Annotated in this window: 30 protein-coding genes, 1 tRNA gene and 5 pseudogenes; 21 read left to right on the top strand and 15 right to left on the bottom strand. The window is 64.3% G+C overall.

Translation table 11 applies throughout. From position 1 onward, the window contains the following. On the top strand, positions 1–113 hold a 113-nt coding region (locus ACE3OG_RS15920; RefSeq protein ID WP_374310414.1), incomplete at its 5' end, for a transposase. Between the two features lie 499 nt (positions 114–612). On the opposite strand, the gene ACE3OG_RS15915 is transcribed toward ACE3OG_RS15920, so the two are convergent. Then, entirely contained in the window at positions 613–1,200 is a 588-nt protein-coding gene (locus ACE3OG_RS15915) for an ExbD/TolR family protein (RefSeq protein ID WP_374310408.1), read from the bottom strand. Next, positions 1,197–1,602: pseudogene (locus tag ACE3OG_RS15910) on the bottom strand (MotA/TolQ/ExbB proton channel family protein). The gene ACE3OG_RS15915 and the pseudogene ACE3OG_RS15910 overlap by 4 nt, the downstream one beginning before the upstream one ends. Before the next feature lie 739 nt (positions 1,603–2,341). On the opposite strand from ACE3OG_RS15910, the gene ACE3OG_RS15905 reads away from it, so the two are divergent. Then, complete coding sequence (locus ACE3OG_RS15905; RefSeq protein ID WP_374310412.1) at positions 2,342–3,307, top strand: FecCD family ABC transporter permease; 966 nt, start codon at positions 2,342–2,344, stop codon at positions 3,305–3,307. Further along, positions 3,300–4,223, top strand: coding sequence for an ABC transporter ATP-binding protein (locus ACE3OG_RS15900; RefSeq protein WP_374310406.1), 924 nt, complete (start codon positions 3,300–3,302; stop codon positions 4,221–4,223). Before ACE3OG_RS15905 ends, ACE3OG_RS15900 begins: the two co-directional genes overlap by 8 nt. Positions 4,224–4,236: 13 nt before the next feature. Here the strand turns inward: ACE3OG_RS15900 and ACE3OG_RS15895 are convergent. Then, positions 4,237–4,377 (bottom strand): annotated as a pseudogene (locus ACE3OG_RS15895) (IS5/IS1182 family transposase); the annotation flags it as partial. Between the two features lie 505 nt (positions 4,378–4,882). Here ACE3OG_RS15895 and ACE3OG_RS15890 point away from each other — a divergent pair. Further along, positions 4,883–5,083 (top strand): hypothetical protein, encoded by a 201-nt coding sequence (locus ACE3OG_RS15890; protein WP_374310404.1) that lies wholly within the window; start codon positions 4,883–4,885, stop codon positions 5,081–5,083. A 69-nt stretch (positions 5,084–5,152) separates the two neighbouring features. Here the strand turns inward: ACE3OG_RS15890 and ACE3OG_RS15885 are convergent, their stop codons facing one another. The 4 genes from ACE3OG_RS15885 to ACE3OG_RS15870 all read right to left on the bottom strand — a co-directional run bounded on the left by ACE3OG_RS15885 (position 5,153) and on the right by ACE3OG_RS15870 (position 8,187). Beyond that, the gene (locus tag ACE3OG_RS15885; protein ID WP_374310402.1) at positions 5,153–6,049 is read right to left on the bottom strand and encodes a hypothetical protein; all 897 of its coding nucleotides are present in this window, start codon (positions 6,047–6,049) and stop codon (positions 5,153–5,155) included. Between the two features lie 165 nt (positions 6,050–6,214). After that, positions 6,215–6,289, bottom strand: a tRNA-Gln gene (locus ACE3OG_RS15880). Between the two features lie 70 nt (positions 6,290–6,359). Then, a complete protein-coding gene (locus ACE3OG_RS15875) occupies positions 6,360–6,842 on the bottom strand; it encodes a hypothetical protein (RefSeq protein WP_374310400.1) in 483 nt (160 codons plus the stop codon). Positions 6,843–6,879: 37 nt separating this feature from the next. Next, positions 6,880–8,187 carry a homoserine dehydrogenase gene (locus tag ACE3OG_RS15870; protein ID WP_374310398.1) on the bottom strand — a complete coding sequence of 436 codons (1,308 nt, stop codon included), beginning with the start codon at positions 8,185–8,187 and terminating at the stop codon, positions 6,880–6,882. Between the two features lie 209 nt (positions 8,188–8,396). On the opposite strand from ACE3OG_RS15870, the gene ACE3OG_RS15865 reads away from it, so the two are divergent. Then, entirely contained in the window at positions 8,397–8,576 is a 180-nt protein-coding gene (locus ACE3OG_RS15865; RefSeq protein ID WP_374310396.1) for a hypothetical protein, read from the top strand. Positions 8,577–8,831: 255 nt separating this feature from the next. On the opposite strand, the gene ACE3OG_RS15860 is transcribed toward ACE3OG_RS15865, so the two are convergent. Both ACE3OG_RS15860 and ACE3OG_RS15855 read right to left on the bottom strand, forming a co-directional pair. Next, entirely contained in the window at positions 8,832–9,434 is a 603-nt protein-coding gene (locus ACE3OG_RS15860) for a methylated-DNA--[protein]-cysteine S-methyltransferase (RefSeq protein WP_374310394.1), read from the bottom strand. A gap of 281 nt (positions 9,435–9,715) precedes the next feature. After that, the gene (locus ACE3OG_RS15855; RefSeq protein ID WP_374310392.1) at positions 9,716–10,144 is read right to left on the bottom strand and encodes a DUF3617 domain-containing protein; all 429 of its coding nucleotides are present in this window, start codon (positions 10,142–10,144) and stop codon (positions 9,716–9,718) included. A gap of 685 nt (positions 10,145–10,829) precedes the next feature. Here ACE3OG_RS15855 and ada point away from each other — a divergent pair. From ada to ACE3OG_RS15840, 3 genes are read left to right on the top strand one after another with little or no spacing between them, the layout of a single operon-like run. Continuing rightward, on the top strand, positions 10,830–11,903 hold the full coding sequence (gene ada / locus ACE3OG_RS15850) for a bifunctional DNA-binding transcriptional regulator/O6-methylguanine-DNA methyltransferase Ada (RefSeq protein WP_374310390.1): 1,074 nt from the start codon (positions 10,830–10,832) through the stop codon (positions 11,901–11,903). A gap of 17 nt (positions 11,904–11,920) precedes the next feature. After that, complete coding sequence (locus tag ACE3OG_RS15845) at positions 11,921–12,637, top strand: 2OG-Fe(II) oxygenase (protein WP_374310410.1); 717 nt, start codon at positions 11,921–11,923, stop codon at positions 12,635–12,637. A gap of 4 nt (positions 12,638–12,641) precedes the next feature. Then, positions 12,642–13,010 carry a hypothetical protein gene (locus ACE3OG_RS15840; RefSeq protein WP_374310388.1) on the top strand — a complete coding sequence of 123 codons (369 nt, stop codon included), beginning with the start codon at positions 12,642–12,644 and terminating at the stop codon, positions 13,008–13,010. Between the two features lie 21 nt (positions 13,011–13,031). On the opposite strand, the gene ACE3OG_RS15835 is transcribed toward ACE3OG_RS15840, so the two are convergent. Then, the gene (locus ACE3OG_RS15835; protein WP_374310385.1) at positions 13,032–13,916 is read right to left on the bottom strand and encodes a DNA-3-methyladenine glycosylase; all 885 of its coding nucleotides are present in this window, start codon (positions 13,914–13,916) and stop codon (positions 13,032–13,034) included. Between the two features lie 460 nt (positions 13,917–14,376). Between ACE3OG_RS15835 and ACE3OG_RS15830 the strand changes: the two genes are divergently transcribed. After that, the gene (locus tag ACE3OG_RS15830) at positions 14,377–15,303 is read left to right on the top strand and encodes a histone deacetylase family protein (RefSeq protein ID WP_374310382.1); all 927 of its coding nucleotides are present in this window, start codon (positions 14,377–14,379) and stop codon (positions 15,301–15,303) included. A 49-nt stretch (positions 15,304–15,352) separates the two neighbouring features. Beyond that, positions 15,353–15,496 carry a hypothetical protein gene (locus ACE3OG_RS15825; RefSeq protein ID WP_374310380.1) on the top strand — a complete coding sequence of 48 codons (144 nt, stop codon included), beginning with the start codon at positions 15,353–15,355 and terminating at the stop codon, positions 15,494–15,496. A gap of 82 nt (positions 15,497–15,578) precedes the next feature. Here ACE3OG_RS15825 and ACE3OG_RS15820 read toward each other — a convergent pair whose 3' ends face one another. After that, positions 15,579–16,226, bottom strand: coding sequence for a hypothetical protein (locus tag ACE3OG_RS15820; protein WP_374310378.1), 648 nt, complete (start codon positions 16,224–16,226; stop codon positions 15,579–15,581). Positions 16,227–16,337: 111 nt separating this feature from the next. On the opposite strand from ACE3OG_RS15820, the gene ACE3OG_RS15815 reads away from it, so the two are divergent. From ACE3OG_RS15815 to ACE3OG_RS15805, 3 genes are read left to right on the top strand one after another with little or no spacing between them, the layout of a single operon-like run. Then, the gene (locus ACE3OG_RS15815) at positions 16,338–17,897 is read left to right on the top strand and encodes a recombinase family protein (protein WP_374310376.1); all 1,560 of its coding nucleotides are present in this window, start codon (positions 16,338–16,340) and stop codon (positions 17,895–17,897) included. Further along, positions 17,897–18,817 (top strand): plasmid partitioning protein RepB C-terminal domain-containing protein, encoded by a 921-nt coding sequence (locus ACE3OG_RS15810; protein ID WP_374310374.1) that lies wholly within the window; start codon positions 17,897–17,899, stop codon positions 18,815–18,817. Before ACE3OG_RS15815 ends, ACE3OG_RS15810 begins: the two co-directional genes overlap by 1 nt. Further along, complete coding sequence (locus ACE3OG_RS15805) at positions 18,814–19,710, top strand: plasmid partitioning protein RepB C-terminal domain-containing protein (RefSeq protein WP_374310372.1); 897 nt, start codon at positions 18,814–18,816, stop codon at positions 19,708–19,710. Before ACE3OG_RS15810 ends, ACE3OG_RS15805 begins: the two co-directional genes overlap by 4 nt. 154 nt (positions 19,711–19,864) lie before the next feature. Here ACE3OG_RS15805 and ACE3OG_RS15800 read toward each other — a convergent pair whose 3' ends face one another. Further along, positions 19,865–20,173, bottom strand: coding sequence for a type II toxin-antitoxin system RelE/ParE family toxin (locus ACE3OG_RS15800; RefSeq protein ID WP_374310370.1), 309 nt, complete (start codon positions 20,171–20,173; stop codon positions 19,865–19,867). Further along, positions 20,166–20,411 carry a type II toxin-antitoxin system ParD family antitoxin gene (locus tag ACE3OG_RS15795; protein ID WP_374310368.1) on the bottom strand — a complete coding sequence of 82 codons (246 nt, stop codon included), beginning with the start codon at positions 20,409–20,411 and terminating at the stop codon, positions 20,166–20,168. Before ACE3OG_RS15795 ends, ACE3OG_RS15800 begins: the two co-directional genes overlap by 8 nt. Before the next feature lie 112 nt (positions 20,412–20,523). Between ACE3OG_RS15795 and ACE3OG_RS15790 the strand changes: the two are divergent. After that, a pseudogene (locus ACE3OG_RS15790) lies at positions 20,524–20,808 on the top strand (transposase); the annotation flags it as partial. A gap of 84 nt (positions 20,809–20,892) precedes the next feature. On the opposite strand, the gene ACE3OG_RS15785 reads toward ACE3OG_RS15790, so the two are convergent. Beyond that, the gene (locus tag ACE3OG_RS15785; RefSeq protein WP_374310366.1) at positions 20,893–21,435 is read right to left on the bottom strand and encodes a PepSY domain-containing protein; all 543 of its coding nucleotides are present in this window, start codon (positions 21,433–21,435) and stop codon (positions 20,893–20,895) included. Here ACE3OG_RS15785 and ACE3OG_RS15780 point away from each other — a divergent pair. The 7 genes and pseudogenes from ACE3OG_RS15780 to ACE3OG_RS15750 all read left to right on the top strand — a co-directional run bounded on the left by ACE3OG_RS15780 (position 21,352) and on the right by ACE3OG_RS15750 (position 26,232). Further along, positions 21,352–21,984, top strand: a complete 633-nt coding sequence (locus ACE3OG_RS15780) for a response regulator transcription factor (protein WP_374310364.1) — start codon at positions 21,352–21,354, stop codon at positions 21,982–21,984. The two genes, ACE3OG_RS15785 and ACE3OG_RS15780, sit on opposite strands and share 84 nt — an antisense overlap. Continuing rightward, positions 21,981–23,339 (top strand): sensor histidine kinase, encoded by a 1,359-nt coding sequence (locus tag ACE3OG_RS15775; protein ID WP_374310362.1) that lies wholly within the window; start codon positions 21,981–21,983, stop codon positions 23,337–23,339. Before ACE3OG_RS15780 ends, ACE3OG_RS15775 begins: the two co-directional genes overlap by 4 nt. Positions 23,340–23,441: 102 nt before the next feature. Then, positions 23,442–23,774, top strand: a complete 333-nt coding sequence (locus ACE3OG_RS15770) for a hypothetical protein (RefSeq protein WP_374310360.1) — start codon at positions 23,442–23,444, stop codon at positions 23,772–23,774. Positions 23,775–23,818: 44 nt separating this feature from the next. Next, positions 23,819–24,286, top strand: a complete 468-nt coding sequence (locus tag ACE3OG_RS15765; protein ID WP_374310358.1) for a DUF2271 domain-containing protein — start codon at positions 23,819–23,821, stop codon at positions 24,284–24,286. A 16-nt stretch (positions 24,287–24,302) separates the two neighbouring features. Continuing rightward, entirely contained in the window at positions 24,303–24,824 is a 522-nt protein-coding gene (locus tag ACE3OG_RS15760) for a PepSY domain-containing protein (protein ID WP_374310356.1), read from the top strand. Beyond that, positions 24,739–25,376: pseudogene (locus ACE3OG_RS15755) on the top strand (IS5 family transposase); the annotation flags it as partial. The gene ACE3OG_RS15760 and the pseudogene ACE3OG_RS15755, both read left to right, overlap by 86 nt. A 433-nt stretch (positions 25,377–25,809) precedes the next feature. Beyond that, entirely contained in the window at positions 25,810–26,232 is a 423-nt protein-coding gene (locus tag ACE3OG_RS15750; protein ID WP_374310354.1) for a hypothetical protein, read from the top strand. A 267-nt stretch (positions 26,233–26,499) separates the two neighbouring features. Here ACE3OG_RS15750 and ACE3OG_RS15745 read toward each other — a convergent pair. Next, positions 26,500–26,608, bottom strand: a pseudogene (locus tag ACE3OG_RS15745) (IS5/IS1182 family transposase); the annotation flags it as partial.

Below are 26,608 nucleotides of genomic sequence, written 5' to 3'. Positions count from 1 at the left end.
ACTTCTTCGCCAGACTCAAGCAATACCGCGCGATCGCAACACGCTACGACAAGACCGCCCGAATTTTCCTCGGTGCTGTCCATCTCGCAGCCAGCGTGATCTGGCTCAATTGACGACAGGCTCTAATCTTTTCCCGTTTCTTCTCGTCTCGCGCCTCGGACGCGGCTTTTTCGTCCTCGATCTTCAACGGCCGCGGCTGCTCCACCGCGACCGCGGCGGCGTCCGGCGCCTCCACCCTGGGCGCCGGCAGGGCGAGATCCGACGCGGCGGCGGCGGCCGCCGCCGCGGGCGCCGCGACATCCGGGTCGTCGAGCGTCTCCGGCTCGGGGGCGGCGAGCTCCGCCGGCGCGGCGCTGACCACCGGCGCGCCTTCCGGCGTCGCCGCCACGCTCGTCGACGTCGTCGTTTCTCCCTGCGGGATGATCTCGACCTTGAGGTCGTCGAGCGGCGTGACCTGTCCGGCCGAGAACCAGAGAATTCCGCCGAGCGCGACGGCATGGGCGAGGACGGCGGCCGTGAGAAGAAGCGGGCGCAGCCATCGCGGCCGCAGACGGACGGCGACCGGCGCGGCGGATCGCTGCGTGAGTTGCGCGAGCCGCGTCGCCGCGGCGCTCAATGAGGGGCGCCTGGCGCAGGCGCGTCGGCGCCGGCGGCCGGAGCCGCAGCGGCGTCGCCGGAGATTTTGCCGCTCGCCGCCTCGGGCGCGCCGCTTTCCCCTGCGTTCGGCGAGCCGCCGGGCGGCGGGGCCTCGCCGGGCTTGCGCGGCGAATCCTCGGCGGCTTTGGCCCGCGCGTCGGCGACGATCGCAAGATGCGTCATGCCGTTCTGCGCCAGGAGATCCATGACGGCGACGATGTCGCCATAGACGGCTTGCGCATCGCCGCGCAGATAGATCATGCGCCCGAGATCGCCGCCGTTGGCGCGGATCACGGCGGAGACGAGATCGTCCTTCGTCGTCTCCTGATTGTCGATGGCGAGCCGCCCATCCTTGCCGATGGTCACGACGGGGGGCTTCCTGGCGTCGAGCGGCTGCGCGGTTTTCGCCTGAGGCAGATCGACCTTCAGGCCCGTCGCCAGCATCGGGGCCGTCACCATGAAGATGACGAGCAGCACCAGCATCACGTCGACGAGAGGGGTCACGTTGATGTCGGCGAGCGGTCGGTAGAGACCCGTCGGCCTCGACTGCGGCGAGAGCGTCATGGAGCGAGGTCCCCGAGCGCGACGTCGGCGCGCCGGCCGGCCCCCGCGGCGCCGCCTCCCGCAGGCGCGCCCGCCCGCCCGGCGACGATTTCGACAGCCTGCGCTTCGACGAGATGGGCGAGCCGCTGCCCGGCGCGCGCGAGGCCCGCGCCGAGGCGGTTGTAGGCGATCGAGGCCGGGATCGCCGCGGCGAGGCCCCAGGCGGTGGCCGCGAGCGCCTCGGCGATGCCCGGCGCCACCACGGCGAGGCTCGTATCCTTCGCCTCGGCGATGCTGGAGAAGCTCGTCATGATCCCAAACCGTGCCGAACAGCCCGATGAACGGCGCGACGGAGGCGATGATCGCCAGATTCGGCAAGCCGCCTTCCGCGTCGGTCAGCGCGACCTGGGCCGGCCTGTTCATGGCCTCCGCGACTCGCTGGCGCTTCTCGCTCGCGCTTTCGTCCGGAACCGCGATTCCCGCAGCCGCCTGCCCGGCGCCGAAGATGGGCGCGATCGCTCGCGGCGTTTCGCCGCCCTGGGCGCTGCTGATCGCGCGGTTGAGCCTCACGAGGGCGTAAAGTCCCTCGCCGATCAGCGCCCAGCTCCAGACGGACGCCAGCGCGAGCAGGGCCATGACGAGCCTCGCGACCGGGCCGGCCTGGAGAAAGGAGGCCGGCAGAAGGGCGAACAGCGCATCGACGCCGTCTTCGGAAATGAGATCATGCAAAGGGCTTGTCCTTTGGAGCGGGCGGCCATCCGCGCGGCTGCGCCGACGCTGCGAGCGCCTCAACGCAAAAACGGGCGCGAGACATCGCGCGGATTTGCTATATATAGGGATTCATAGATTCGTAACGGCCTGCGTGACAAGGCGAAACATCGGCGGCGGGGAGGCGGGATCGGTCGGCTTTCCGCTTGATGCGTCATGCGTGCGCTTCGCTCGCCGTCGCGTCGTCATCGGCGCTCAAGCCGCGTCGCAAGTCCTCGCCGCTGTCGCGACTTGTTGGCGAATGCGGTTTTGCGCGCGCCGACCGCGCGCGACCGGCCTTCCGGAATAGCTTCAGGTTCAGGACCTCGCAGTGACGCTCGCTGTCTCCGTTGCTTCGCGGCGCCGCCGCCTCGATCCCGTTCCCGCCGTTCTTTTCGCCGCGCTCGTCCTGTTGATGCTTGGGTCGCTGACGATCGGACGTTACCCGGTTCCCTTCGGCCATGTGGTCCGGATCGTCGTCACATCCGCGCCCTTCGGCGCGCGCGGCGACTATTCCGATGCGCCATGGGTGGTCGTCGAAATCATCCGCATGCCGCGCATCCTGCTCGTCGCCCTGTGCGGCATGGGCCTCGCGCTGGCCGGCGCGACGATGCAGGGCGTCTTCCGCAATCCCCTCGTCGGCCCGGAGGTCGCGGGCGTCACGGCGGGCGCTTCGCTCGGCGGCGTCGTCGCCATCCTGCTCGCCTGGCCGTCGCTCGCCGTCACCGGCCTCGCCTTCGCCTCCGGGCTGCTTGCGCTCGTCGCCGCCTTTGGACTGGCGCGGTTCGTCAGGCAGGGCGGGGCGTTGAGCCTCGTGCTGGCCGGCGTCGTCGTCGGCGGCTTCTGCTCGGCCCTGACCGGACTGGCGCAGACGCTCGCAGATCCGATGTCGAGCCTGCCGTCGATCGTCTATTGGCTTCTCGGCAGCTTCGCCGGCGCGACCTACGAAAAGGTGGCGATCGTCGCGGGCGTCATGCTCGTCGCCGGAACCGCGCTGCTCGCGCTGCGCTGGCGCGTCAATCTTCTGTCGCTCGGCGAGGCCGACGCCCGCGCGCTTGGCGTCAACGTCGGCGCGATGCGCTGGGGTCTTTTGGGGCTCGTCGCGCTCATCGTGGCGGCGCAGGTTTCGGTCTCGGGCGGCGTCGGCTGGGTCGGCCTCATCGTGCCGCATCTGGCGCGCATGCTCGTCGGGCCCGAGCATACGCGCCTGTTGCCGACGGCCGCCTTCCTCGGCGGGATCTATCTTCTCGGAATCGACGATATCGCGCGCAGCGTCGGCGACGGCGAAATCCCCATCGGCCTGCTGACGAGCGTCATCGGCACGCCGGTCTTCGCATTCCTGTTCTGGAAGACGCAGTCGAAAGGATGGACGAGTGAGTGAGCCTGCGATCACGGTCGAAGGGTTGGGATTTTTCTATTCCCCGGGCCGCTGGCTCCTTCGCAATCTCGACGCGACGGCGCCGCGCGGGGGCGTCCTCGCCGTGCTCGGACCGAACGGGCGCGGCAAGACGACCCTTCTCAAACTTCTGCTTGGCGCCTTGAAGCCCTGCGAAGGCGCCGCGCGCCTCGACGGGCGCACGGCCTTCGTTCCCCAGCTGTTTCACGCGAGCTTCGACTACAGCGCCCTCGACATGGTCCTCATGGGCCGCGCCCGCCGCATCGGCCTGTTCTCGCAGCCATCGGCGCAGGACGAGGCGGCTGCGCTCGACGCTCTCGATCGCTTCGGCGTCGCCGCCCACGCCCGAAGCCCGTTCCATAGCCTGTCCGGCGGCGAACGCCAGCTCGTCATCTTCGCCCGCGCGCTGGCCGCGCAAGCGGACATCCTCATCCTCGACGAACCCACCTCCGCGCTCGACCTCAAGAACCAGGCGCTGGTGCTGCGCTGGATCTTGCGCCTGTCGCGCGAGCATGGCCTGACGATCGTCATGACGACGCATCATCCCGAGCACGCGCTCGCCGTCGCCGACCAGACCCTGCTCATGACCGGCGTATCCGACTACGCTCTCGGCCCGTCGCGACAGGTGCTGAGCGAAGCCGCGCTCGAACGACTCTACGAAGCGCCCGTCAAACGCGTCGTCTTCGAACATCGCGGCGAGACGATCGAAACCATCGTTCCCATACTCCCCCCCCCCCCGAACGGGCCTGAGCGGCTTCGATATAGGCGGCGGCGAGGCCGCCTCAAGACCAAGGCACCGCAGACGCTGAGGCCGAGGCGTCATGAGTATAATTATCCACACGCGTCACGCGGTCCGGCCGGTCGAAGGCCGCTTTATCCGGATTTTCAATCACGGACATAGTTAGGGCGTCGGCTCATAAGCTTTGACGCCAGATTTTTGCAGCGACGAGTTTGACGGCGGCGAGGTAGTTTGCGGGGCGTTTGTCGTAACGTGTGGCGACGCCGCGGAACTGCTTGATCCGGTTGAAGACCCTCTCGACGAGGTTGCGTCGTCGGCGCGCTGAGGCTTCTTTCGGCCATCCGTGAGAGGCCGGGTGTCATCGGCAAACGGCACCATCACACCACCTATAGTGCCTCTTAACGGCAGATACACAATATCTAGCGCCAGTGTGTGGAGCTCACTTCAATAAAACCAAGCGCCGCACAGGCATCAATGCTTTTCCCTTCGGTCCGCCATTGAAGCTACGGCGTATGCGGCGCTGGAGATAGGGCCGGAGAGGGCGAGGATGCACTAACGGCTGAATCTGGCCGACACTATGCCGCGCCACATGTACGGTCTGGATGTGGCTGCAAAAATAAATTTCTGACGCCATTGATGCCTAGGTGCACAATATATCCCGTTTAGAAACAACGATCTTAGAAATGTTACGATGCACCATCGCATCGCTATACAATCGGATTATTGGTCAGATAGGATGCGCGCGCTTGACTTACTAGCATTGACGGACATGAATATAGGCATCGGCCTCAGATTTCTTCATCCCGTAGGAGCAGCCAGACATGAGCAATACGACATTTTTCATCGTCGTCCCCTTCAATGAAGATGGAGTTCCGGCTTTAGACCACGTTAGTTGGCATAGGGTGCGGCGCGACGCTGAAGCGGAGGCGGCGGAAGATAACGAACTCATGGCAAGTGATCAGATCGCCGTGCCGCCAGCTGTGGTTGTCGAGGTTGTGAGCAAGGCAGCCCAAGGGGCTTGAAGTAGGCTGCAACCTCAATCTTAGAAGCCCCGGAGGATTCCCCGGGGCTTTCTCGGCTGCGCTAAGGAATCACGGATGCGCCGGCGAATTTCGGTAGGTGTCGAACCTATCGTTAAGCGAGGCAAAATAGCCCTCGTTTATTCGAGTAAGCTCCTTAGCAGCCTGTGACGCTTTGAGATCATGTAAAGCCAAGCGCGCCCGTAAGTCTGCATCAAGCCATGCGGAAAAAGGCTTATTCATATTCGCGCCTTCTCCAGCAAGCGTAAGATAATATAGAAGACTAAGCTGTTCATTATTATAGTCATTTAGATATGTAATAATATTTGACATAACCACATTAACATCCAAATCCTCGATCTTAATGTCTGCCGAATTTCGTAGCGCGGGCCACGACTTGCTCGTACCACAACCATTGCCATATGACCCAATAGCAGAGCGAAATAGATTAGAGCGCGCCTCAATTTTTACTTTTTCAGCGTTCGTGATATCTTCTCTAGAGCCTAAATTGCTAATGTCAGAAACGTTATTCGATAAACTATTGAACGACTGGTCGACGCCATCGAGGCTGGAAAGGATAAACTTTTTCAGGTCAATCCTAAATTGTCTTTCTTCTGCTGAAAGCTCATTAGCCTCCTGTGATACGCTCTCAATTTTGGACATAACAGTGGCCACGAAAAAAGCACCCCTGTCACTTGTCATTGCCCAAAGCGAAATTCCCAAGCCTAAGGCCATACCAAGAACAAGCCAAAGCCACCACCGTTGTCGAAGCCGAAGCCACAAGGCGAGCGAGTGACGACCAAAAACAGGTACCTTATCATAAGCTGCTAGAAGATAGCCATCTTGGCCCTTTTCAGCGAGAAATCTTCTAAAGTTGGCGCTGAAAGTGTCAGAAACAATGCGCGAAACCAGAGCGAAAACGCCTGCGGCCAAGATAACAAGAATCACTGAGGGATTTAGCATGTCCATCAGTCTATCAAAAGCGAATCGCAGATAGCGGCCGGCTCACCTTAACCACGATAGGCACGCACATAAAGCGAGGGGTCCTTTTTGGGGTCCCGCGTGGGGTCCTGACAATTTATTCAGTATCGTCAAGTTATTGATTTTACGTGTATTTTAGGCACGTTTATGCGTTGGCTGGGGCGGGAGGATTCGAACCTCCGCGTGGCGGAATCAAAATCCGCTGCCTTACCGCTTGGCTACGCCCCAACGCTTCGCCGCCTTGCGCGGCGGGCGGACCATAGTGCGGCGCGCCGCGCCCCGCAACCTGCGGCCGCGCTCAATCCGGAACCACCGACGGGTCCCGCCCGCCGCGGCCGGCGAGCAGCCAGTAGACGGCGCCGGCGGTCGCGCCCGTCACGAAGAACACAAGGGCGAAATGTAATTCCTGCGAGCTCGTCGTGACGACGCGCGAGGCGCCGAACGCCGCCCGCGCGATCCATGGCGCGGCGGCGGCCAAAAGTCCGGTCGCCCCAATGTGCCACAAGGCGGAGCGGATCCCCGCCGCCTCGCCGACCAGAGCGACGACGACGAGCGGGACGACGCACACCGAGACCGCGGCCGTCCAGGCGAAACGCGCGAGCGCGCCCGCCGTGACGAAGGCGTCGGGATCGACAGCGCCCCGCGACAGGGCGCAGGCGAGATATTGCATGAACAGCGCGCTCGCGCGGCGCAGCGCGGGATCGAACGCCGCCAGCGCCGGCAGGACGGCGAGCGCCGCGCCGATCGCGACCGCGAAGGCGACGACGAGAAACCGGCGCATCCCGCCTCCACTCCAGCTTTCGCGGCGCGTCGACCCCTTACTCGCGCTCGATGCGGATGAACTGCGGCTTCTCGGCCAGGAAGCCGTCGGCGACGGCCGCCTCCAGCGCCTCGCGCAGCGTCTTCTCATGCGTGGCGTAGGTGATCAGGACGACCGGCGCCGTTCCGGGCGGGCCGCCCTCCGCGCCGGGCCGGCGTCGTTGCACGATGCTTTCGAGCGAGATGTCGCGCTCGGCGAATCTGGCGGCGATGGCCGCCGCCGCGCCGGGACGGTCATAGGCGCAAAGCCGCACATAATAGCCGCCAAGATGCAGCTGCATCGGCGCGGGCTCGAGCGGCGCGAGCTCCGACGTCGGCAGGCCGAAGGGTTTTGAGCGCACGCCGCGGGCGATGTCGGCGATGTCGGCGACGACCGCGGACGCCGTCGCCTCGCCGCCGGCGCCGGGTCCGACGAGGGTCAGTTCATGCACCGCGTCGGCGTCGATCGTCACCGCGTTGGTCACGCCCATCACCTGCGCGATCGCGGAGGATTTCGGCGCCATGGTCGGGGCGACGCGCTGCTCGATCCCGTCCGGCGTGCGACGCGCGACGCCGAGCAGTTTTACGCGGTAGCCCAGTTCATCCGCAGCTTCGAGGTCGGCGAGGCGGATCGACTGAATCCCCTCGACGTCGACGGCCTCGGCGTCGATCTGCACGCCGAAGGCGAGCGAGGTCAGGATGGCGAGCTTATGCGCCGTGTCGAAGCCGCCGATGTCGAAGGTCGGGTCGGCCTCGGCGTAGCCGAGCCGCTGCGCCTCCTTGAGGCAGGCGTCGAAGCTCAGGCCCTCGCGCTCCATGCGCGAGAGGATGTAATTGCAGGTGCCGTTGAGGATGCCGTAGACGCGCTCGATCGAGTTGCCGGCGAGGCCTTCCCGGAGCGTTTTGACGATCGGGACGCCGCCGGCGACCGAGGCCTCGAAGGAGAGGGCGACGCCATTCTCCTCGGCGAGGCGCGCGAGCCGCAGCCCGTGCTTGGCGAGCAGCGCCTTGTTGGCGGTGACGCAGGACTTGCCGGCCGACAGCGCCGCCTCGACGGCCTCGAGCGCCGGCCCGTCGGCGCCGCCGATCAACTCGACGAAGATGTCGATGTCGGGGCTGCGGGCGAGCGCGACCGCATCGCCGAACCATTTCGCGCGCGCGAGATCGACGCCGCGGTCCTTGTTAGGATCGCGGGCGTTGACGGCCGAAACCTCAATGCGGCGCGCGGTGCGCGCGGTGAGCGCGGCGGCCTGACGGTCGAGGAGCCGGACGACGGAGGCGCCGACGGTGCCGAGGCCGGCGAGGCCGATGCGAAGGGGAGCTGGCATTTTCTTGCGGCGGAAGGAGAGAGGAAGCGGTCTGCGCCGCGGGCGCGGACCTTGCCGCTTTTTGCGGGGGGGATCAAGGGTCGGAACGCCGAAGCCGTTCCAAGTTAAGTTTATGATTTGAAAACGACGTTGCAAGTCGGCAGGCTGGCGCGCCGTTCTCGATCGCCGCCACCGTGACGGTTTCGGCCTTTGTAAGATGATCCCGGCCGATGGTCATTGATCGCGCGGTGGTGCGCGATTATGCCTTCGCTGACTTCGTGCGCGGAAACGGGAGTGGAACAGCCTCACGTCATGCGGTTGGCCACGGCGCATTGGCGGCAGACCAATACACCATGCCTCGCGCCCTTCAGGCGCTGCTCACACTCGATCAGTTCGCGTTTTATACATGAGCACTGCTCAGGCCTTGGCTCACATGACGGCCCGCGCGACGCCTGTAACATCGAAGCGCGCCTCCAACCGGTATTCTGGTTAAAGGAGTAGCCTAGAGGGCTAAAGCGTAGACATAGCTCTCATCATCGCTCGGCGCGGCGCGCCATTTCATCATAGAACTACGAGCGCCGCCGATTTTCTGCTTGAAGCGGTCTTGAGCATCACCCATCACAGACACTCCCTACGCCTGTATCAATGTGGCGACATGCACGGCGCTAGGCTTCGTTGGATCGCTCGCGGAATCGAGTGCGTGGCAGCGCGCGCCGCAAATCTTCGGCATGGTCAAAAAGGTCGCCGCTATCCTGGAATGCGGTAAATCCCTCATGGCGCAGCAACCAGCGTTTGCGCCAGATGCCACAGCCGTAGCCGGTCAGAGAGCCGCTAGCCCCAATGACGCGATGACAGGGAACGATGACAGCGATCGGATTGCCGCCGTTGGCGAGACCAACCGCGCGCATCGCATTCGGTCGCCCGATCTTCGCGGCCTGAGAACCATAAGTCAGCGTCTCGCCGGCTGGGATCGCACAGAGCGCGTTCCAACATTCGAGCTGGAAGTCCGATCCGGGCGTCCGCCAGGGAATTGTCCCGAGCGATTGCAGATCACCGTCAAAATAGGCGCGGATGGCCCGCCGTATGGTCGTCGGAGCCGTGCCGGGCGTCAGAGTCACTTCTCCATTGTAACGGCGAAGCAGCTTGAGCTGGCGATCGACATAATCCACCCAGTCAAAGGAGCGCAGATAGCCGGCGGCATCGGTGACGAGCCGAGCGACGCCGATAGGCGTCTCGATGCTGTCGAGAGTCAGTTGATCAGGCTGCATCGCGCTTGTCCGAATTTGAAGGTTGAGCAAGGGGATCGGGCGTCAATTCGCCCAACCAGAGATGGAGCGCCGCATAAGCGCGCCATGGTCGCCAAGCTTCGGCCCTCGCTTTCAGCGCGGCTGGCGTCGGTTTCGCGCCGGCCGCGTCGACCATGGCCCTGAGAAGTCCGATGTCGGATGCCGGGAAGCCGCCGGGAAAGCGAAGCCGGCGCATGGCGATATATTCTGCCGTCCACTCCCTTCGCCGCCCACGCGCCGATCATCGTCATGTCTTCCCCTGCTTAATGAACCGGAGCCGCGCAGTCGCCGATCCGGCGACCTTGCTGCACCTCGGTCATGGTCATGTTCTTGCCGCCCATGTTCATGGCGATGCGGCCTTCGAATCGCTCGCCGCGCACGGCGAAGAGCGCATAGGCCTTGGCCGCGTTGGGGCCGGGGCAGGCGATGTCGAAAGATAATTCCGCGCCGTCGCGGCGGATATGATCCGCGGGGCAATGCGCCAGCGGATTGTTGGCGCTTAGCACCGGCGGCGCCGCATCTCGACCGGACAGGCAGATCGTCGCGGCGGCCTCGTCGCGCGATTCGACATGCGGCAATTCGAGCCGGTATCTGACTTCATAGGCGCCGGCGGAAAGGCCCTCGTCGGCTCCCGCGGGCGCGCAGAAGGCGCAAGTGAGCGCGGCCGACAGGAGCGCGGCGGCCCCTCTCACGGGGCGTTCTCCGCGCAGTCGCCGACGCGGCGGCCCTCCTGGACTTCCGTCATCCGCATGTTCTTGCCGCCCGCCAGCATTTCGATGCGGCCGCGGAACGAATCGTCGAATAGTTCGCAGGAGGCTTCGGCGTGGCCGGAATTGGGGCCGTCGCAAACGACGTCGAACGCCAGCGCGCCGTCGCTCTCCTTGGCTGGGCAGGCGGAAATCGGCGTTTCGGGCGTGAGGATGAAGAAGCCCGCGCGCGGGCGCCGTCTCGACGGCGCGGATGCAGCGCCTGGCCGTCCAGGCCTCGTCGACGATGCGCGCCATCTCGAAATGCGCTGCGATCTCATAGGCGCCTGGGCTGGCTTCTGGCTCCCTTCGGCGAAGGCCGCGCCGGGCGCCGCAAGACATGCCGCCAGCACGAACACTGCTTTTCTCCCGCGCATGGCGCGATCTCCCTGGTCCGGCCTGTTTCCGGCCTTCGACGAACGCGTCTGGCGTGGAGCAACGGCGCGCGGCGGAAACTCCGATTCTTGCCTTCGAATTCGGATAGAATGGGATCGAACGACTGTTTCCGCGACCCCGGCGCAAGCGCGCCGCCGCCGGGCGAGGGAATTTGAAAGCAAGAGTCGGAGCGCGCCGGCCGCCGGGCTCCGCATATATGTCGGCCATGTCTTCATCGACCATGAGAGAGAAGCCAATGTCCGCCATGAGCATGGCCAGACCCCGTGCGGACCATGATCCGCGCTGGCCGTCAATCGTCGCACGCGATCGCGACGCCGATGGTTCTTTCGTCTATTCCGTCCGCACCACCGGCGTCTATTGCCGGCCGTCATGCCCTTCGCGTCGCGCCAACCCCGAGAACGTCGCATTCCATGCGACATCCGAGGCTGCGGAAGCCGCCGGGTTTCGTCCCTGCAAACGATGCGGGCCGAACGAGGCCGGCGGCGCGGCCGACCGCGCCGCGGTCGTCGCAAAAGCCTGCCGGATCATCGAACAGGCCGAAAACGCTCCTGGTCTCGAAAGACTCGCGGCGATGTGCATGATGAGCCCGTCGCATTTTCACCGGCTGTTCAAGGCGGAGACCGGCCTGACGCCGAAGGGGTATGCGAAAGCCGAACGCGCGAAGCGGGTTCGCCGCGAGCTCCTCGATCGCAATTCTTCGGTGACCTCGGCGATCTACGGCGCCGGCTTCGGCTCGAACGGGCGCTTCTATGAGACGGCGAACAAGACGCTCGGCATGCGGCCGACCGAATTCCGCGCCGGCGGCGCGGGAGCGGAAATCCGTTTCGCGGTCGCCGAATGCGCGCTCGGATCGCTTCTCGTGGCGCAGAGCGCAAAGGGCGTCTGCGCGATCGCGCTCGGCGACGATCCGGACGCGCTCGTGCGCGATCTGCAGGACCGCTTTCCAAAGGCGGAGCTCATCGGCGGCGACGAGGCGTTCGAGGACGTCGTCGCGCGGGTCGTCGGATTCGTGGAGCGGCCCTCGATCGGCCTCGACCTGCCGCTCGACATCCGCGGCACGGCGTTCCAGCAGCGCGTCTGGACGGCGCTGCTCAAGATCGCGCCGGGAACGACGGCGAGCTACGCCGACGTCGCCAGCGCCATAGGGGCGCCGAAATCGGTCCGCGCCGTGGCGCAGGCTTGCGGCGCGAACGCCATCGCCGTGGCGATCCCGTGCCATCGCGTGGTGCGCAGCGACGGCGCCCTGTCTGGCTATCGCTGGGGAGTCGAGCGCAAGCGCGCGCTCCTCGAACGCGAGCGCGGCCAGTGAGCGTGGCGGCCGCGCAGATGGCGCAGAGCCGGGAGATCGAGCGCGTCGCGCGCGCCGACTGGAGCAGGGCGCAGGCCGAGCTGTCAGAGAACGGCGCGACGATCCTGCCGGCGTTGCTGACGCGCGGCGAGTGCGAGGCGCTCGCGGCGCTTTATCCCGACGACAGTCGGTTCCGGAGCCGCGTGGTCATGGCCCGCCACGGCTTCGGACGGGGCGAGTATAAATATTTCTCCTATCCGCTGCCGGATGTGGTCGCGCAGCTGCGCGGCTCGCTCTACCCGCGGCTCGCCCCGATCGCCAACGCCTGGAACGAACGGATGGGCGTCGCCGAGCGCTATCCGGCCGAGCATGCGGAGCTGCTGGCGCGTTGCCGCGAGGCGGGGCAGACGCGGCCGACGCCTCTGCTGCTCCAGTATGATCCGGGCGACTACAATTGCCTGCATCAGGATCTCTACGGCGAGCTGGCGTTCCCGCTGCAGGTTGCGATCCTGCTCTCGCGCCCCGGCGAGGAGTTCACTGGCGGCGAGTTCGTTCTCACCGAACAGCGCCCGCGCATGCAGTCGCGCGTCGAGGTCGCGCCGCTCGGCCAGGGCGACGCGATCGTGTTCGCGGTCCATCAGCGTCCCGCTCGGGGATCGCGCGGCGACTACAGGGTGAACATGCGCCACGGCGTGAGCCGGGTGCGGTCCGGCCGCCGCCATACCGTCGGCGTGATCTTCCACGACGCGAGGTGAGGCCATGCGCGCAGTCTTCAACTCTCCGACGCGCCGCGCCGTGCTGCGGGGCGCCGCCGGCTCGGCCGCGGCGCTCCTGACCGGACGCGGCGCCGCGGCGGCGCGGACCGCGCTCGTCTATGACGCGACGCGGTTCAAGGCGGCTCCTCCGCGCGCGCTCGCCGACTTCGGCGCCGTCGAGCTCTATCGCGGACCGCGCGGCCTGCCGCTCGCCCAGAGGGTCGCCGAGGGCGAGGCCATCGGCTTTCGCGACGCGGCGGAGCTCGCCGACCTGATGGCCGGGCGCTTCGTCGCTATGGCTCTGATCGACGTGCGGGACGTCGCCGCGCTGAAGGCCGATTCCCGACTCCTCGTCGGCGTCGCGACGGGGTGATCTTGCGCCGCGCGGCGCGGCTCAGGCGGCCGTCCACAGATATTGCGCGGCGTTCGCGCGGAAGGGCCGCCAGCTTTCGGATCGCTCGAGCAGCGTCTTCGCGGTCCACGGGCCTGCGCGCAGCCGCTCCATCGCGCGCAGAAGCGCGACATCGGCGGCCGGAAAGGCGTCGGGCTCGCGCAGCAGCCGCAGGGCGACATATTGCGCCGTCCATTCGCCGATCCCCCTGATCTGCCGCAGGCGCCGCACGGCCTCGGCGAGGCTGGCGCGCGGCTGGAACAGGCTCGCGTCCTCGAGGCTCGCCTCAACGAGGGCGGCGAGGGCGGCGGCGCGGCTGCGCGGCATGCCAAGCGCGGCGAAATCCGCGCCGACCAGCGCCTCTGCCGGAGGAAAGGCGTGAGTGAGGCCGGGCTCCGGATACTTCAGCGGGAGCCCATGAGCGAGAACGAGCTTGCCGGCGAGACGCGCCGCCGCCGCGACGCTGACCTGCTGGCCGAGCACGGCGCGGATCGCGAGCTCGAGCCCGTCGAAGCCTCCGGGCACGCGCAGTCCGGGCCGCAGGCGCACGAGCGGCTCAAGCGCCGGGTCGGCGCAAAGATGCGCGGCGACGGCTGCGGGATCGCCGGCGAGGTCGAATACCCGGCCGACCCGATCGAGGATCAGCGGAACATGAGCGGGGTCCGGAAAGCGGACGGCGACCTCGAGAGCATCGCGCGCGCCGGGTCGCACGTAGAGCGTTCCCGTCCCACCGTTGATGAGGATCGTGCGCCTGTAGGCGTCCTCGTCGACGGCTTCGACGCCGCAGATCGCCCGCTCCTTCAGAAAGGCGATCATCGAGCGCCAGTCGTAGGGAGGCGCGTAGCGCAGGGCGACGGTCACGTCGGGGAGGCGGGAATCCGGAGTCAAACGCGCGCCTCCTTCGCGTGCGCGGACGGATGCAGAACCGGACGGTAGCCGGCCCGAAGCGCCGCCAGCGTCGAGGGCGGCGTCAGCAGCCTGTCAGGGGCGACGCGCGCGGGGACGGCCGTATAGCCCGCCGGCGTCCATCGCAGGAGACGCCCGCCGACGGCGAGAAAGGCGTCGCGGGCGCCCCGCGCCCGATGGCGCGATCACCTGCGGATTCCAGGGATTGTCCCGGAATTCCTTGAACCACCGGGCGACAACCTGCTTGTTCTGTTCTTCACGGCTCGTCGAAGGCTCCCTTTTCGCGATTCTGAGCAGCCGGAAGCCGGCGCTCGACGCCGGCGCACTTTAGGCGGGCGCCGGCGCGAGGCGCTCCGATTTTTGCTCTTGAATTCGCGAAGCGCGGCGGCGTGCGAAAAGGAAAGGCCGCCGCCTTCGGCGCTTTGACGCAACGGGATCTGTCATGGGCACGCTCTTCATCACCCATCCGGCCTGCCTGCTTCATCTCGTCCCGCTCGTCATTCCGGAGACGCCGGCGCGGCTCAGGGCGGTCGAGCGCGGCCTTTCCGGCGAAGACTTCCGCGATCTGAGACGGGCGCAGGCGCCGCTCGCCGAGCCGGAGCTGGCGCTGCTCGCCCATACCGAAGCCTACGTCAGGGGGATCGAGGCGAAGCGTCCCGAGAAAGGCTTCGTCTATCTCGACAGCGATACGGTGATGAGCCCGGGCACATGGGAGGCGGCGATGCGCGCGCTCGGGGCGGCGCGCCTCGCCGTCGACGAGGTGGCGAGCGGCGGCGCGCGCAACGCCTTCGTCGCCGCCCGCCCGCCCGGCCATCACGCCGAGCCCGAGCGCGCGATGGGCTTCTGCCTGTTCAACGCCGCCGTGATCGCCGCGCGCCACGCGCAAAGGGCCCATGGCCTGAAGCGCGTGGCGATCTGCGATTTCGACGTTCACCACGGCAATGGGACGCAAGTCAGCGTATGGTCGGACCCGACGATCTTCTACGCTTCGACCCACCAGATGCCACTGTTTCCGGGCACGGGACGCCGGGACGAGACAGGCGCCGCCGGCACGATCCTCAACGTGCCGATGCGCGCCGGCGATGGCGGCGGCGCCTTTCGCGAGGCTTATGAGCGCCAGATCCTGCCGGCGCTCGACGCCTTCGCGCCCGAGATGCTGATCGTCTCCGCCGGCTTCGACGCCCACAAGGACGATCCGCTCGCCAACCTCGAACTCGTCGAGGCCGATTTCGCCTGGATGACGAAGGCGCTCGCCGGCGTCGCGGCGGCGCATTGCTCCGGGCGGCTCGTCTCGATCCTCGAGGGCGGCTACAATCTCGAGGCGCTCTCCGCATCGGCGGCGGCGCATGTCAGGGAGCTCATGGCCTGAGGCGCGACGCAGCCGGGCGCGGACTTCTTGCAGGGCTCGCGGCGCCCTTATGAACGACGAGCGCGCGCAGCTCCTCGACATGGCGGCGCACCGTCCGCAGCCGCCGGAAAATGCCGCTCAAAACCCGCCGGTCATCAACCCGCGGCGCGCCGCGCGGCTTGTTCGGCAGCAACCGAGTCGACTTCGTGTTTGACCCCGCCGGCGAAACGCGGCGGCCGTCCAGAGCTTCGCGCCGCAGTGTTCAAGCTGAACCGATACTCAAAGCCAAGCTGAAGTCAGTCAGGCTGAACGCGAAAGAGATTGATTCGCCGGAGTCGATATCGGCCGCATCGCCGGGTTCCGATGAACGAGATCAGCCCGTTCATCTTGAGAGTGGCGATATCTCGTTTCGCCGTTTTTTCGGCGACACCGAACTGGCCTAGCAAGGATCGAGCCGAGACCCGTTCTCCGCTCGCGAGTTGGGCGAGAAACCAATGCTGCCTCTCGTTTGGGACGAACCTTTCATCAGGGTCAGGTTCAAGGTCATCAACGGGGACGCGAACAGGGTCGTCTACGAAGACGCGCTTTCGCGTATTCTCGCTTTCGTGGGCTTTCGCTTGGTCGCCGATGGCCGCTAGGCCCGAGCGCTCCATAAATATCTGAACAAGATCAAACCGCCCACTTGCGATAAGAACCATTTGCAACACCGTGTTGGAATGGGCGAGCAGCGCGACAAGATGGTCTCCGTCTGGACCACAGCAGCCTGACATCCAGTTCTTGACCGTGCGTTCACTGGCGTTGGTCCAGCGTTGCACTGTTTTGATCGTTCGACGTGAGCCGCCGAGCTCTGCTTTTAAAGCGAGAGAGATGACGTCGGCATAGCGGCGGAGATTGCCGGGTTCACCTGTTCCAGACGGAAATGACCTGCCCTTCTTCGGCAACATGCTTCTTCTCCTTGGAGCTACACTGAAAAGAAGCAGCAGGCTTTCGGCGTCTGGGCATCCGCACAACTGGCGGATTTTCTTCGAATGCCGCCAAGATGGCAGTAACGGGTGATGACGACGCCGTATGATGAGAGCATTCCCGAATTGTCGGAGGTCCGCGCCGCCAAGTATGTGCGGATGTCGACCGAGCATCAGCGCTATTCGACCGAGAACCAAGCCGACGCTATCCGGAGCTACGCCGCACAGCGCAACTACGCCATCGTCCGGACCTACGCCGACGAGGGGAAGAGCGGGCTTAACATTGACGGACGGGGTGGGCTGAGACGGTTGATCGCCGATGTGACCAGCGGTCAGGCCGATTTCGAGATCGTGCTCGTCTATGACGTCAGTCGCTGGGGGCGCTTTCAGGATGCAGACGAGAGCGCTTATTACGAATATCAGTGTCGACGCGCTGGGGTGCGTGTCGAATATTGCGCCGAGCCGTTCGAGAATGACGGCAGCCTCGGCTCCGACATCCAGAAGATGCTGAAGCGCAAGATGGCCGGCGAATATAGTCGTGAGCTGTCCGTCAAGGTCTTCGCCGGTCAGTGCCGGTTGATCGAGAAAGGCTTTCGTCAAGGCGGCCCAGCCGGCTTCGGCCTAAGGCGACAACTCGTGGACGAGTTCGGCCGCAGCAAGGCGCTGCTCGGACGCTTCGAGCGCAAGAGCATCCAGACCGACCGTGTGATTCTCGTGCCCGGTCCGCAGGTCGAGGTCGAGGTGGTGCGGCGGATTTATCAGAGCTTCGTCGAGGACGGCCGCAACGAAGGCGAGATCGCCGCCATGCTCAATGCGGAGGGCGTTCTCACGGATCTCGGCAAGCTTTGGAGCCGAGGAACGGTTCATCAGATCCTGATCAACGAGAAGTATATTGGTAATAATGTGTGGAACCGTGGCTCGTTCAAGCTGAAGCAGAAGCGGATCCGCAATGAACCTTCTATGTGGATTCGCTCGGAGGGCGCCTTTCCAGCCACCGTCGATCGTCTTCTGTTCGACGCGGCGCAGGCGATCATCCACGGTCGGTCTGCAAGACTCTCCGACGCCGCCATGCTCGACGTGCTCCGACGGCTACTCGCCGAGCACGGTTATCTCTCAGGCCTGATAATCGACGAGACGCCCGGATGCCCGTCAAGCAGCGCCTATCGCAGCCGCTTCGGCAGCTTGTTGCGGACCTATTCGCTGGTCGGATACTCACCGGATCGCGACTTCGCCTATGTGGAAAGCAACCGTCGGCTCCGACAACGCTACCCGCAGATGGTCGACGAAGTGCTGAAGGCCTTGCGGGCGGCAGGCGCATCCGTCGTCATTGATCGGGACACGGGGATCACGACCATCAACAGCGAGGTAACCGCCGCGCTGCTGCTGTGCCGCTGCACACAGACGGTTGCGGGATCGCTCCGATGGCTGATTCGTCTCGATGGTCCGGCGCGGCCGGACATCACCATCGCCGTGCGCATGGAGCCGGGCGAGCAAGCGGCTCGAGACTACTACCTCCTGCCATCCCTTGGCGGCATGGCGGCGCGGCTTCGCCTCGCCGATCGGAACGAAGCGGGCCTCGACACCTATCGTTTTGCGACTCTCGAAGCGCTCTACGAGTTGATGCGTCGTGCGCCACTGGCGGAGATGGCGTAATGGCCGCGCAGCGGAAGGAAGACGTTCCCCACCATGTCGGTGGCGTGCAGGACACCCGGTCAATCTTGATCGAGAGTATACGCATCGTCAATCCGCGCGAAAGGAACCAGAGGACTTTTGCTGGAATCGTCGAAAGCATCGCGACCATTGGTTTGAAACGGCCAATCACCGTCGCTGAAGCGCGGCGCGACGGAAACGAATCGAGATATGATCTCATCTGCGGCCAGGGTCGTCTGGAAGCCTTCAAGGCGCTGGGCGAGACCCACATCCCTGCCCTGATCGTGCAGGCGTCCGACGCCGAGGTCTATCTGATGAGCCTCGTGGAGAACCTGGCGCGCCGCAAGCATACCAATCGCGATCTACTCACGGCCGTGCGAGCGCTCGAGGATCGCGGCTACGGCTCGGCCGAGATTGCCCGCAAGACCGGTCTCGACGCCGGCTACATCTCCTGTATCATGCAACTCTTGAAAGCTGGCGAGGAGCGCCTGATCGGCGCCGTCGAGAAAGGCTGGCTGCCGGTCACGCTCGCCTCGGATATTGCGAAGGCGGGCGAAGGCGAGGTGCGGATCGCCATGATGGAGGCCTATGAGACCGGCCTCCTGCGCGGCGAGCAGCTTCTCAAAGTCCGCCGGCTGATCGACCGGCGTCGGGCGCTCGGCAAGGCCTATGGATCATGGAAACGCAAAGGTGGCCAGCCGCTCACCGCGAGCAAGCTGGCGCAGACCTTTCAAGCGGAGGCGCGTCGGCAGCAACTCGTCGTCCGCAAGTCGGAGGTTGCCGAGCAGCGCCTTCTGTTCGTCGTGACAGCGCTCAGGCGTATGTTGGCGGATGAGCATTTCAGAACCCTTCTGCGGGCGGAAAGCGTCGGCGACATACCCAAGCCGCTCGCGGACAGGATCGGCGGAAAGGCGCTCCCATGACGCGATATGCCTTTCAAAAGGCGACGATCCAGGTCGCCATAGACAACATCCTGCCGACCCGCAACCTGGCGAAGGACATACGCGATACGCCGAAGTTCCGGACAATTCTGTCCTCCATCCAGGAGCTCGCCGTCATCGAGCCGCTCGCCGTGTATCCAGAGCCTCCCGGCGCCGGCGGGCGCGGCTACATCCTGCTGGACGGACATCTCCGACTGGAAGCATTGAAGGCGCTTGGAGCGAAAGACGCGGTGTGCCTTGTCGCGACGGATGATGAAGGCTTCACCTACAATCGACAGATCAATCGCCTCAGCGCGATTCAGGAGCACAAGATGATCCTGCAGGCGATCCGCAAGGGCGTGCCCTCTGAGCGGATTGCGCAGACGCTCAGCGTCAATGTCGAGCCTATCCGCGAGCGTGAGCGTCTGCTCGACGGCATAGCGCCCGAGGCTGTCGAACTGCTGAAGGATCGTATGGTCAGTCGCGGCGTGTTCGCTATCCTTCGCAAGATGAAACCGCTGCGCCAGATCGAGGCGGCCGAGATGATGATTTCCGCCAGCCGCCTCAACGCGCCCTATGCGAAGATGATCCTTGCCGCGTCGCGGCCGGACACGCTGGTCGAAGCGAGGAAGCCTCGCCAGCTTGACGCCACGCCTGAAGATATCCCGCGAATGGAGCGGCAGATGGAAAGGCTCTACCAAGACTACAAGGCCGTTGAGGATATACTCGGCGAGACGCTTCTGGTGCTTGTGGTCGCGAAAGGATTCGTTGCCCGCCTTCTCCGCAACGCCGCCATCGTGGCATATCTGAACAGCTACCATCAGGAACTGATCGGCGAACTCGCCGCCGTCATGGAAGCCATTGGCGCCGATGCGCGAACGCCGGTGCGGGAGTGAGACGTCGCCAGATCTCCCTGCCGTTCTGAAAAATGCTTGGACAGCGTTCGCGCGATCGCCTCCGCGCGCTTGCATCTCCGCATTTCGTCTCTTGGGAAAATTGTCGACCACATTGCCTCGACACGACTTCGGCGTGAAAATTTTCCGTCCACTATCATGGACAGTCTCCCGACTCGATGTGTCGACCGGCGTCCATGTGTTCGTGCAGGATACGAACGATCGCGACGCCGTAAGGCATGACGCGGAAATAGATCACATGGCGCTCGACGCCGCGCCGGCGGTAGCCGGGGCGGATGTGGTCGCATGCGGGCGCCGATTTTGGAGCGCGCGCCAGCTCGTCGAAAGCGGCAAACAGTCTGTCCATGTAACGGCTCGCCTGGTCTGCTCCCCATTGGTCGCGCGTGTAGGTGACGATATGCTCGAGATCGCGCTCCGCGGCTGGCGAAAGACGATATTCAGCCATGCGCCAGTTTCATTCTTCGTTTGAACGCCGCCGGATCGAAGGGCTGTGGTTCGCCGCTGTTCTCACCGTCAATCAGAGCTTTCCGAATGGCGTCGATGTCGGCGCCGCGCTCCTGCTCACGCCGGATAAGGTTGCGGATGCATTCACTGTCGTTGGTGTAATGGCCCGCGTCGATCTGCGCTTTGATCCAGGCGTCCTGCTGATCGGTCAGAGTGATGGTCTTGCGGATTGTGCTCACGCTTCAGTTTCCCAGAATGGCTAAATCATACTATTGGTGCAGTTTAGCATAGAAATAATGCGCTATCCAGATTCATCAGACGTCGACGCACCTCTCCAAGATGGCCGCGATGGTCGGCGAAGGCGCCATCCTGCTCGCCGACAAGGGCTATGACAGCGACGCCATTAGAACCAAGGCGGCGCAACGGAAGGCTTGGACCAACATCCCGCCGAAGGCCAATCGCAAAGGCTCTTTCTCATTCTCGAGCTGGGTCTACCGGCAGCACAACCTCATCGAGAGGTTTTTTAACAAGATCAAATAGTTCCGTGGCGTCGCCACGCGCTATGACAAACGCCCCGAAAATTTCCTCGCAGCCGTCAAGCTCGTCGCCGCAAAACTCTGGTGTCAAAGCTTATGAGTCGACCGCCTAGCTTTATGCGCATGGATCGACACCTACCGTGCGCATAAAGAAACGATCATCGAACGGATGGCTTCGCCGACGTCAGTCATCATCCTGCTCATGTCGCTGCAGGCGCTCAAGGCTCGCCGGGTCGTACTTTGCGTGGAGGCGCTCGCCGCGGTCGTTGGTCGCCTGGACCTTGTAGCAGCCATCGTCCAAATGGATCGAAAGCACGGTCCAACCTTCGGCCTCGAGCTTTTTCTGGAGCGTCTCACGCGGCTGCCAGTCCGCCAGCGGCGCCTTGCACTGTTGATCAGCGACGACCGGAGCCGGACCGAAAGCCGCGGCGAGGAACAGGATCGCCGCAATCCATGCGCTTCTCGCCAAATCCTCCTCCTTCGCGAAGCCCGACAACCGGAAAAAACACGCGGTACTGAAGCCCGCCTGAATGGCGCAGGAATTTTTCCGTCCCATCCGCCTCTCCGCCGCGCTTTTTTCGCACGAAACCCGCCAAGGCGACACATGCGGATTCTGCTCGTTGAAGACGATCCGGTCCTCGGAATGGCTGTACGCGACCAAATCATCGCGGACGGCCATTCGGTCGATTGGGTGAAGCGCCTCGACGAAGCGGGCGAGGCCATTCATTCCGCGGTCTTTGAGCTCGTGCTGCTTGATCTGATGCTGCCCGACGGGCGCGGGCTCGACTTTTTGAAGCGCCGACGCGTCGCGGGCGACGCGACGCCGGTGATTGTGCTCACCGCGCGCGACCAGATCTCCGACCGCATTGCGGCGCTCGACGCCGGCGCCGACGACTATCTCGTGAAGCCCTTCGATCTCTTCGAGCTTTCCGCTCGCATCCGCGCCGTCGGGCGGCGTTATAGCGGCAATCCCAATCCGCTCGTCTCAATCGGCGATCTCGACGTCGATCTCGCCGCCCGCTCGGTCCGGCGCGGCGGGAAACTCGTGCCTCTGACAGCGCGCGAATGGTCGCTGTTCGAAGCCTTCGTCCAGCGTCCACATCAGCTGATGTCGAAGCCGCAGCTCGAGGAGCGACTCTATTCCTTCGACTCCGAGGTCGAGAGCAACACCATCGAGGTCTATATCGCCCGCCTGCGCAAGAAGCTCGGCGCGGGAGTGATCGAGACCTTGCGCGGCATGGGCTATCGTCTCGGCTCGCCAGGCGGCTCCGCGTGAGCGGCGCCCGCCTATCCCGGCGATGGAGTCTGCGCCGGCGTCTCGGGCTCGGCGTTGCCGTTGCGGTCACAGCGCTGTGGCTCGCCGCCGCCACGGTCGCGGGGCTCGCTCTGCGCCACGAGATCGACGAAATGTTTGACAGCGCCCTGCAGGAGGTCGCGCAGCGGGTGCTGCCGCTCGCCTATGCCGAGCTCCTGTCGCGCAACGCTGTAGGGGCGACCCAGCATATGGCGCCGATCGGCCCGCATCGTGAATATATCGCCTATGTGGTTCGCGACGCCGAGGGCCGCGAACTGCTCCAGTCGAGCGACGCCGATCTGATGAAGATCCCGCGCGGGCTTTCGCCCGGCTTCCACACGACGGAGCGGCTGCGCGCCTATACCGAGGCGGCCGTCAGAGGCACGATTTTCGTGACCACGGCTGAGGAGCTTGATCATCGCCAAGCGGCGGTCAGGCACGCCGCGGTCGCGCTGATCTGGCCCCTCATCGCCCTGGCGCCCCTCGCGCTCATTGCGGCCTGGCTCTCGGTGCGCCTTGCCCTGAAGCCGCTCGTCGCCTTTCGCCGCGCCATCGAATCGCGCGGGCGTGGCAATCTCGCGCCCGTCGCCACGCAAGGGCTGCCGGACGAGATCGCGCCCGCCGCCGCGTCGGTCAACGGCCTCATCGAGCGATTGCGCGGCGCGCTCGAGGCCGAGCGCAGCTTCACCGCCAACAGCGCCCATGAGCTCAGAACGCCGATCGCCGCCGCGCTCGCCCAGACCCAACGCCTCCTTGCCGAGCTGTCGGATGGCCCGCCCGCCGAGCGCGCCCGCTCCGTCGCAGCCGCCCTACGGCGCCTCTCCCGCCTATCCGAGAAACTGCTGCAGCTCGCCAAGGCCGAAGGCGGGGGGCTCATTGCCGAGACCCCGGCGCCGCTCGGCCCGGTGCTGCGCCATGTGATCCATGAGATCGACCGCCAGATCGGTTGCGGCGAGGCGCTCGCCGTTTCGATCCCGCCAGACGGCGGCCCGCTCTCGGATCTCGATTCGGACGCCTTTGCGATCCTCGCCCGCAATCTGATCGAGAACGCGCTGAAGCACGGTGCGCCTGACGCGCCCATCTCGGTGCTGCTTGGCGAGGGCCGATTCGAGGTCTCAAATCACGGCGCCGTCGTGCCGAGCGAACAGCTGCAGCGCCTCACCGGTCCATTCGAGCGCGGCCCCACGCGCTCGGAAGGATCGGGCCTCGGGCTCGCCATCGCCTCCACCATCTGCCGCGGCGCGGGCTTTGCCCTCGACCTTGCCTCGCCGATCCCGGGCGAGGCTGACGGCTTCAGAGCCACAGTACGCTTCGCCACGCCCACGCCACGAGCCTGACAGGAAGCTGAACGCAAATCCGAGCCCGATTCAGGTTGCCGTCAGGCGCGGGCGCGAGGGTGTCCCGGTCAATGCAACCGGAGACGTTCCATGAAGAAACCCATGCTGATCGGCGCGGCCCTCCTTCTTTCAACCGCCGCTATCGGCGTCGCGCTGGCGGCGGCCGACCTCGATTTCCTCGAAGGCCATCGCCACGAAAGGCGCCGCGGCCCCGAAGCGTCTGGCGCCGAAGGACGTCCGCTCCGCCTCGCGGAAGAAGGGCGCGGGCGCGAGCATCACGCGCGCCAACATCAAGAAGAGGACGACGACGATGATGACGACGAGGGCGGCGGCCGGGGCGCGATCCCACAGACCGGCCCGGCCGATCCGAACGCGCCTCTGCCCGACAACGACCTCTTCAATAGCAAGGCCCGGCCCAAGGTCGAGGTCCAGTGACCGCGCGCTGAGCCTGATTGACTCTCTATTCCAGGAATAGACCGATGAAATTCATCCTGCCTGTGCTCGCCGCAACCGCCGCGCTGGCGCCGACCTTCGCCGAGGCGCGCCAGGTCACCTTTGAAACCACGCTTAAGACCTACGGCGGCAATGGCGCCTATGTCGTTCTCTGGGTCACTGACGCCGCCGGCAAATACAAGGGCACGCTCTGGATGGCCGGCGGCAAGGCCAAATATTACCGCCACCTCAGCGACTGGTGGCGCGCCTCCGGGGGACGGCCGGCCGAGATCGACGGCATCACCGGCGCCAGCATCGGCTCGGGAAAGACGCTGAAGATCAGCCTCGACATCGCCGACGCCATGATCGACGCGGGCTACAAGCTCCACATCGACACGGCGGTCGAGGACCGCATGGACAACCCCTCCGAGGTCGTCGCGCCGCTCGAAACGTCCGCCTTGGGCAAGCCCGTCGCGGGCAAGGGCTACGTCAAGTCTTTCTCCGTCGCCTTCTGACCCGACTGGAGAAGCGATGCTTCGTCGTCTTCATGCGCTGCCGGGCGTCGCGTTGGCGCTCGGCCTCTCTGTCGTCGCCCTTACGGGGGCGGCGCTTTCAATCGAGCCGGCGCTCAACCGCCTCGCCGCGCCGGGGATTGTTCAAGGGGTCAGCGTCGCGGCGCTCGCCGACGCGGTCGCCGCCCGCCACCAGCGCGTCGAGGTCATTCGCCAGCGGGCGGACGGGGCAATCACCGTCGCCTTCGCCGACGGCGACGTGAACGGCGTCGAGCGGGTCGATCCCGCGACCGGCGCGGGCCTTGGCCCGTATAAGGTATCGGAAACCTCGCGCTTCCTTACAAATCTACATCGCTCCTTCCTCGCCGGCGACGTGGGCCGGGCGGTGGCGGGAATCGGCGCGCTCGCCATGCTCGTGCTCGCGATCTCCGGCGTGGCGATGCTCGCCCGCCGTCTTGGCGGAGCGTCTGACCGATCACGAATGGTCGATTCTGTCGCCGTTGTTGCCGAACAAGCCGCGCGGCGTGCCGCGGGTCGATGATCGACGGGTGCTGAACGGCGTCCTCTGGCGCTTCCGGACGGGCTCGCCCTGGGCGGAGATTGCGGAGCGCTACGGTCCGTCGACGACCTGCTGCAACCACTTTGTCCGCTGGCGCAAAGCCGGCGTGTGGGACCAGCTTCTCGAAGCGGTTTCCAAAGCTTACGACGGCGACATCGTGATGATCGACTCGACCTGCGTCCGCGTCCACCAGCATGCGGCGACGGGAAAAAAGGGGCTCATGACGATGGCGGCATGGGACGTTCCCGCGGCGGGCTCACCAGCAAGATCCACGCGCTCGTCGACGCCGAAGGCCGGCCCGTCAGCCTCCGCCTGACTGGCGGCCAGGTCGCCGACTGCGTCGAGGCCGACGCGCTGACGGACTGCCTCGGCGAAGGCGATATCCTGCTGGCCGACAAGGGCTATGACAGCGACGCCATCAGAGCCAAGGCGGCGCAGCGGAAGGCCTGGGCCAACATCCCGCCGAAGATTAACCGCAAGGGCTCCTTTTCATTCTCGAAATGGGTCTATCGGCGAGCTGGCGTCGCCGACCGCCGCGCTGAACGGGCTTGCGCCGCGAACGAACGCCGTGTTCGAATATGCTGGCGCGCCGTTCACGAAAGAGCGCATACGGTCGGCGCAGAGCGCCTTCCCGACGGCGTCGACCTGCGGCCCCTGGAACGGCTCGGACGCGCCGGTTTCGGTCGGCGTCGCCAAGACGATCGATCTCGCGGCGTTCAAATTCGCCGCGCCGTTCGCCATCGGCGAGGGCATTGGACAGGTGACGCCGATGACGACGAATACAAAGAAATGACACGTTATTTTGTTGGGCGCGGGCGTGCAACAATTGCGTTGGATTTGTGGCTTGGAATAATCGAAATTCTACGATTTCACGACCGAGCCGGGACCAAGACTTAACTGCCGAAAGATTTTGGTACAAAGGGCGCTTAGAAAAGTTCGAGTTCGACAGTTTGGGATATTTAGTTAGATGAGCAACGTGCAAGCTGATAACGATCAAAACCCGTTTGTTGCGATCGGAAATATATTTGTGACTGGATTTGCTCCTATTGCAATAGGTGTGTATTTGTACGGCATGAACGGTCAATTGACAACCGCAAATCTAACAATTATATTTGTTTTATATTGTATCTTTATATATACATATTCTATTATATATATAAATAAACGTATTGATAATATTCATGTTTTTATCGAAACAAAACTAAATTCATCAAAAGATAGTATTATTTACAGTATAAAGACAAGAGTTATAATATCTATAATAACTATTATAGCTATAATATCTTTATTTATATTTGTGCTTTATATAAATGTGACCGGACACGTACACGCATCTGGGATTGGCATACTTAAAATTTTTTGCAATTGTATGGAGGAGTTTGCTTATTAGTATTGTTTTCGGTATTCTTAATTGAGCATGCTTATTTTAATAAAATAAGCGCTTCGTCGAATCGGTAGCCGGAGAGAAAAATGTCACAAAATTCAAAAATATACTCTATATCTGGAGTTTTTTTAATCCTATTGGAATTTTATCGATATCAAAGAATTCTGAACGTGATCCTTATATTGCATACAGTAATGCGGTAGGATTGACGTCTACTGGATTTGGAATGACCGATTCGGCCCTATTTATAGCCGCTCTAGGACGAATCCACATTCAACGCAGCCATAGATCGATTGCGGCGAGGTGGATGAATGCGAGATAGAGGTTGGCGCGTCGATCGTAGCGTGTCGCGAACCTGCGGAAGTGCTTGAGCTTGTTGAAG

The sequence above is a fragment of the Methylocella sp. genome (genome assembly GCF_041905455.1).
Lineage (GTDB): Bacteria > Pseudomonadota > Alphaproteobacteria > Rhizobiales > Beijerinckiaceae > Methylocapsa.
This window is presented reverse-complemented; position numbering and strand designations above follow the sequence as displayed.